Origin of the sequence: Clostridium sp. CCUG 7971 (genome assembly GCF_017590215.1) — a bacterium.
GTDB lineage: Bacteria > Bacillota > Clostridia > Peptostreptococcales > Peptostreptococcaceae > Faecalimicrobium.
Genome location: NZ_JAFFPK010000016.1, coordinates 1 through 6,119 on the forward strand (window position 1 = coordinate 1; position 6,119 = coordinate 6,119).

The 6,119-nt window shown below is 27.1% G+C and carries 12 protein-coding genes; 3 read left to right on the top strand and 9 right to left on the bottom strand.

Translation table 11 applies throughout. From position 1 onward, the window contains the following. Positions 1-104: 104 nt before the first annotated feature. Complete coding sequence (locus JWF52_RS02670) at positions 105-317, bottom strand: DUF1659 domain-containing protein (RefSeq protein ID WP_208331805.1); 213 nt, start codon at positions 315-317, stop codon at positions 105-107. A gap of 347 nt (positions 318-664) precedes the next feature. On the opposite strand from JWF52_RS02670, the gene JWF52_RS02675 reads away from it, so the two are divergent. The 3 genes from JWF52_RS02675 (at position 665) to JWF52_RS02685 (ending at position 2,994) form a co-directional block, all read left to right on the top strand. After that, entirely contained in the window at positions 665-1,012 is a 348-nt protein-coding gene (locus JWF52_RS02675) for a hypothetical protein (protein WP_208331806.1), read from the top strand. Between the two features lie 56 nt (positions 1,013-1,068). Beyond that, entirely contained in the window at positions 1,069-1,263 is a 195-nt protein-coding gene (locus tag JWF52_RS02680; RefSeq protein WP_042274740.1) for a YwbE family protein, read from the top strand. A gap of 246 nt (positions 1,264-1,509) precedes the next feature. Beyond that, complete coding sequence (locus JWF52_RS02685) at positions 1,510-2,994, top strand: flotillin family protein (RefSeq protein WP_208331807.1); 1,485 nt, start codon at positions 1,510-1,512, stop codon at positions 2,992-2,994. A 39-nt stretch (positions 2,995-3,033) separates the two neighbouring features. Here the strand turns inward: JWF52_RS02685 and JWF52_RS02690 are convergent, their stop codons facing one another. The 8 genes from JWF52_RS02690 to JWF52_RS19600 form a co-directional block, all read right to left on the bottom strand. After that, on the bottom strand, positions 3,034-3,426 hold the full coding sequence (locus JWF52_RS02690) for a hypothetical protein (RefSeq protein WP_208331808.1): 393 nt from the start codon (positions 3,424-3,426) through the stop codon (positions 3,034-3,036). 167 nt (positions 3,427-3,593) lie between these two features. Then, positions 3,594-4,052: a DUF6773 family protein gene (locus JWF52_RS02695; protein WP_208331809.1), complete on the bottom strand. Its 459-nt coding sequence runs from the start codon at positions 4,050-4,052 to the stop codon at positions 3,594-3,596. A 2-nt stretch (positions 4,053-4,054) separates the two neighbouring features. Beyond that, positions 4,055-4,249 (bottom strand): helix-turn-helix transcriptional regulator, encoded by a 195-nt coding sequence (locus JWF52_RS02700; protein ID WP_208331810.1) that lies wholly within the window; start codon positions 4,247-4,249, stop codon positions 4,055-4,057. Between the two features lie 364 nt (positions 4,250-4,613). Next, positions 4,614-4,802: a helix-turn-helix transcriptional regulator gene (locus JWF52_RS02705; RefSeq protein WP_208331813.1), complete on the bottom strand. Its 189-nt coding sequence runs from the start codon at positions 4,800-4,802 to the stop codon at positions 4,614-4,616. 1 nt (position 4,803) lies between these two features. Next, a complete protein-coding gene (locus tag JWF52_RS02710) occupies positions 4,804-5,136 on the bottom strand; it encodes a hypothetical protein (protein WP_208331811.1) in 333 nt (110 codons plus the stop codon). A gap of 321 nt (positions 5,137-5,457) precedes the next feature. Then, the gene (locus JWF52_RS02715) at positions 5,458-5,604 is read right to left on the bottom strand and encodes a YvrJ family protein (protein ID WP_071162445.1); all 147 of its coding nucleotides are present in this window, start codon (positions 5,602-5,604) and stop codon (positions 5,458-5,460) included. Positions 5,605-5,716: 112 nt separating this feature from the next. Continuing rightward, positions 5,717-5,947 (bottom strand): DUF2922 domain-containing protein, encoded by a 231-nt coding sequence (locus JWF52_RS02720; RefSeq protein WP_208331812.1) that lies wholly within the window; start codon positions 5,945-5,947, stop codon positions 5,717-5,719. A gap of 38 nt (positions 5,948-5,985) precedes the next feature. Continuing rightward, a partial coding sequence (locus JWF52_RS19600; RefSeq protein WP_208331814.1) for a DUF1659 domain-containing protein occupies positions 5,986-6,119 on the bottom strand: 134 nt, incomplete at its 5' end.

The window sequence follows — 6,119 nt, forward strand, 5'->3', positions numbered from 1 at the left end:
AGATAAAGAGATTTTTTTATTATCACTATTTTTAAAAGTCATAAGTAACTTTTTAGTAAGCTCCATATTAAAGTCCTCCTTTCATTAAATTTTAATATAAAGGTTTATGCACAAAGTATTGTATTATCAACTTTGATTATGTCTAAAACACCATGTTCTTGCAGTCCCATTATAGCTTCAGCAACATCATACACATCTTGTAAAGGCGTATTATGTTTTAAAGAAGCATAAGATTTAGTTCTAGTTTTTCCATCTACCATACCTAAATCTAATCTTATTTTTAAGCTTGAAGGGTTCTTTATTTCAACAACAGCCATTATGTTTACCTCCTTTTAAATTTTATTTAAGAAAAGTAATAAGTTTTGTCATGATTACTTTCTTGATATAAGTATAGGAGATTTAAAATTATCACTATACTTTAATGCATAGTAAATAGCTATAGCTAAGGTTTCTTCACCTAAGCAATATTCTTAATTCAAGATAATTATGTGCAATAAAAATAAGTTAATAAATTATAACAAATGCACTAGATAAATACGTGTGCATTTGTTATCTTTAAAGATAGTGTATAAAATGTATTCAAAGTGTACTATAATGGTAAAAGTATATGCCTATAAAAGATGGAAATATAATAAGAGAATAAACTATATTAGGAGGAATCAACGTGGCAAAATTAGAAGGAAAGACATTATCAAATAGTTTAAATTCCTTAAAATCATTTCATAGATTTCATGATTTTGAGTGTAGTGAGTTTGACGTAGGAATAAAGGCTATTTCAAAGTCAGATAAAAAAGTTATATTTGATAAACATGTTCCGGTACGTGTTGTATTTAATAAAGACAGACAATCTATAACTATAGTATGGCAAGAGGCTGGGATAAAAAATTATAGAAGCAAGCAGCTCTTTGAAAGGTATGATCCTAATTTTAATGAGATGATTATTGATGAAGATAATTTTTCTTTAGAAATTAATTCTACGGAGTCAGATAAAATACTAATTATTAATTACTAGAAGATAAATACAATAAAATGTAAAAATATCTTACAAGAAAGCAAGAGGTATAAATTATGGACGGAACTAAAAGAAGTGATATAAAAATAGGATCAAATGTTTTTGTAGTACAAAAGCAAGATCAAAGAAGCGGAAAGTTAACAGAAGGAATAGTTAAAAGAATTCTTACTAATTCACCAAATCATCATCATGGAATTAAAGTAATGCTTGAAAGTGGCATTGTTGGAAGGGTTAAAGAAATAAAAATATAAAAAATAGTATTTAAGCATAGGTTAAATCCTATGCTTTTAATTTTGCTCAAATAAATGTAATAGACTATATATTTATACATTAGCTTTAAGTCATAAAAAGCTAAATTTATGAAAATAATGTAAGATAATAATAGATATAAACTCAACAGATTACTTTATTATAAAATATAAAATAAATTATGTTAACTATACATAGACTTAAACAAGGGTAAGCTACTAAAATAATAAAATAATAGGGGGATTTTGATGTTTTTTGATAGTTCTATTTTAATACCAATGGTGGCAGGTGTAGTAGTTTTAATTTTAGTTTTAGCTTTAATATCTAGAGGTTATGTAAAAGCACCAACAGATAAAGCCTTTATAATCTCTGGACTTAGAAAACAACCTAGAGTAGTAATAGGAAGAGCCACTATAAAAGTACCATTTTTAGAAAGAAAAGATGAACTAGCACTACAATTAATACAAATAGACGTTAAAACTGCTAGTACAGTGCCAACTGCAGATTATATTAATGTAAGAGTAGATTCAAATGTCAACGTAAAGGTAGGAAGTAGCAATGATTTAATAAAATTATCATCTCAAAACTTCTTAGGCAAAGATACTAACTACATAGCTAGTATAGCTAGGGAAGTGCTAGAAGGAAATGTTAGAGAGATAGTCGGTACAATGAAGTTAGAAGATATGGTAAAGGATAGAAAAAAGTTTGCTGAGGCAGTAAAAGAAAATGCAGAACCAGATTTAAATGCAATGGGGTTAGAATTAATAAGTTTTAATGTTCAAAACTTTATAGATGATAATAAAGTAATAGAAAACTTAGGTATAGACAACATAGTAACTATACAAAAAAATGCAGAAATAGCTAAAGCAAATTCTGAAAAAGAAATAGCTAGGGCTAAGTCAAAAGCAGATAAAGAAGCTAATGATGCTAGGGTAACTGCAGAGCAAGATATAGCTATAAAAAATAATGAACTAGCTCTAAAACAGTCAGAATTAAAGATAAAAGAAGATGAGAAAAAAGCTGAAGCAGATGCTGTATATAAGATAACAGAAGAGATACAAAGAAAGAGATTAGAGACAACTAGAGCTGATGCAGACATAGAAAAACAAGAAAAGGCAATAGCTATAAGGGAAAAAGAAGCTTTAGTAAAAGAAAGAGTACTTGAAGCCGAAATCAAAAAACAAGCAGAAGCAGATAAGTATAAAAGAATGCAAGAGGCAGATGCAGAGGCTTATGAAAAGCAAAAAGAAGCCGATGTAGAACAATATAAAGCTAAAAAAGAATATGAAATATTAAAAGACAAAGCAGAAGCAGAGTTAGTAGCAGAGCAAAAAAAGGCAGAAGGTATAAGTGCAGTAGGTAAAGCAGATGCAGAAGCTATAAGAGCTAAACTATTAGCAGAGGCAGAAGGTCTAGATAAAAAGGCAGATGCCATGAATAAGATGCAACAGGCAGCAGTAATAGAAATGGTAGTTGAAAAATTGCCTGAGATAGTTAAAAATGCAGCATCTCCATTAGCAAATGTAGATAGTATAACAATGTATGGTGAAGGTAACGGTGCCAAGATGGTAGGCGACATCATGACTACTACAGATAAGGTAATAAAGGGATTAGAAGGTGCAGTTGGTTTAGATATTAAAGCATTAATATCAGGTGCACTAGGTTCTACATTAATTGCAGATAAAAATAACTGTACTACTGTGGATTCTGAAAGTTTAGAATCTAAGGAATAATTATAAAAATAACCCTGGGTCTTAAAAATAGACTCAGGGTTACTTTAATAGATTTTCTACAGTTTGTTTATCTTCGTCGCTAAATGTTTGATCAAAATATGCAGGTGTTTTATTAATATTTTTTAGTTGTATTGGTTTGCCTTCGTTTAGATTTTTTACTAGATTTTCTATATTAAGGTTAAAAGAATCATTTTTTTCTAAGTTTATTTTTAACTCAGCAGTATCTCCTTTTAAAATATAGTTTCTATCTCCTAAACTTTCATATGTTCCCTTATTTATTTCTATATTGTTAATATATGCAACAAAGGTACTATCATCATTTTGAAAAGCAAATTGTATATGATATCCATTTAGCATATTACTTTGATAAAAACCTTGCAATACTGGACTTGTAAGATTTGAACATCCTACTATTAATAGTGTAATAGCCATAGATATAGCTATAATTAATCTTTTTTCATTTTACATCCCTCTAATCAACCCATATGAAATTTATAACAATTTCAAACTTTAATTATATTATGCATAATATTTAATTATTTTACAATTACAAAATAGTTTCATTCAATAAATCTATTTCTAATTGCGTTTTTAGTATATTACTCAATATCATCTTCATCCATATCTAGTTCTCTCTCAATTTTATTTTTCTTCTTTTTACTAATGTAGTAACTAAGATAAGTCATACAACCAGATACTACTGTGAAGGTTAAAAAATAACTTAAAAGATTACCTAAATTTTTTTCGCCTGTTAATAAAGCAAAAAGAATAACAGATCCTACTCCAGAAAATAAGATATTTCTAAAAAGATGCTTACCTGAACTTTTATCATCACCAAAAAGATTATTACCTATATTTAAATTACGAATAAGATTATAAAATCCAGCACCTACTAAACATAAAAACTCAGCCATGTATTGACTAGGTGGAGCTTGTAAAAAGAACTGCTGAACTACCGCAGATATAAGTAATGCATAAGTTAATAATTGAAATCCATCACTTTGAATTTTTCTTCTTTGAGCTAAAACTCTTTCATCTTGACTTTTAATATTTTTCATTATTATTCCTCCCAAAATAAATCATCTAAGGTCTTCCCTAAAGCCTTACATATTGCAATACAGAGATTTAGAGTAGGGTTATAGTTTCCTGACTCTATTAATCCAATAGTCTGCCTTGTTACTCCTACTGCTTTGGCTAAGTCATCTTGTTTCATATCACATTCAATACGAGCTATTTTCATTCTTTTATTCTTCATATAAACCTCCTTATATTACATATGATATGATAAATATTACAAAAGTAAACTATATATTGCATTATGTCATAAAAATTAGCTATATTTTAATATGATGTTGATTTTATTAACTATCTTAACAACAAAGTAGGGAGCATACTGATATACTCCCTACTTTCAAGTTATTATTATAATAAATTTGTGAATATATTAATATGCTCAATTAAACATCACTTTTATTTCTTGAGCAATATCTAATTGAGTTAATTATAGTTAGAACAATAAAAGTTACCTGCAATAATTGTACAAAATAATAGATGTTTTCTTGAACAGAAAAAAGGAGCATTAATTTTTAATACTCCTAGTATTTAGTATAGCCATATTATTAGTAAATAAATAATTCATCTACTGTTACTTCTAATACACTCGCCAGTTGAAAAGCTAACGAAAGTGTAGGGTCATATTTATTGTTTTCAATTGCATTTATAGTTTGCCTTGACACATTACATAATTTAGCTAAATTTTCTTGAGATATATTCTTTTCTTTACGAAACTTCTTAATATTATTATTCATATTAATTTCCATACGTCCTTTTATTAATAAAAATGCTTACAGTAAATATAATAGATATTAAACCTAGAGAAACTATAGGTGTATTTTCCATAACAAAATTACTGTATTTTTCAAAGAAAATTGTGTATATTACATCAATAACTAATATTCCTGTATATACTAAAAAAGATTGTGTACAAGTCTTTGATAAGATATATTTTTTTCTCTCATCACCTTGTCTTGAAACTGATATTAACATAAAAATACTACAGATTGCTGATACTACTAAAAATATCATAGCAAAGTATACAGAGTATAATTGAAACATTTGTACATTAGATAAATTAGTATCCATAAAACACACCTCCTTAAATGTAAAAAATATTTTACATTTAAATAGTACTCATTTATTTTCAAAATATCAAATACTTTTTACATTTTATATTATGAATTTTATCCATATACAGTTCATATATTTTTTTATTTATTATCTTAAAATTTATAATTTAGAGTTATGTACACTAAAACAGATGTTTTCGTGAATACTTAAAATAACTATAAAATTTAAACTTATATTTATAAAACTAAATAATTAATTTTATTATAATATTTGGGATTGGGTAGGTTATAGATTTGCCAAATATTAATAAAAAGGAGTCTTATTTTTAAGACTCCTTTATTTCATACTTATTATATTTTTAGATAATTCATTAATACTATCAGATAGAGTCTGAAGTTTACCTTCTATCCTAACAAGTAAATACATGCTAAGGGCTATAGGAAAGCCAACAGAAGCTATCAATGTTTGAATTTCTGAATTCATTATATACACAACCTTTCGATATAAATTTTATAAGTAAAAGACTATGCTAGAAAAGTAGGGGATTTCATAGCATAGTCTTTATTAGTTATATTAATTTTGAGCAAAGCGAGTTTTACCCTATAACTAAGTCATAAGGAGTAGTATCAGTAACAATTACTTTAGCTTCAACAACTGCTACTAAATCCATTCCATTAGGAGCGAATATATTTTTAGCAAGTATTAATTCCATAGCTGATTTTATTTCTTCTTCAGTTATATCATCTTTAGGATCTTCTACAGATAAAGAGATTTTTTTATCATCACTATTTTTAAAAGTCATAAGTAATTTTTTAGTAAGTTCCATATTAAAGTTCTCCTTTCATAAAAATTTAATACAAAGGTTTATGCACCAAGTGTTGTATTATCAACTTTGATTATGTCTAAAACACCATGTTCTTGCAGTCCCATTATAGCTTCAGCAACATCATACACATCTTGCAAAGAAGCATTATGTTTTAAAGAAGTATAAGATTTAG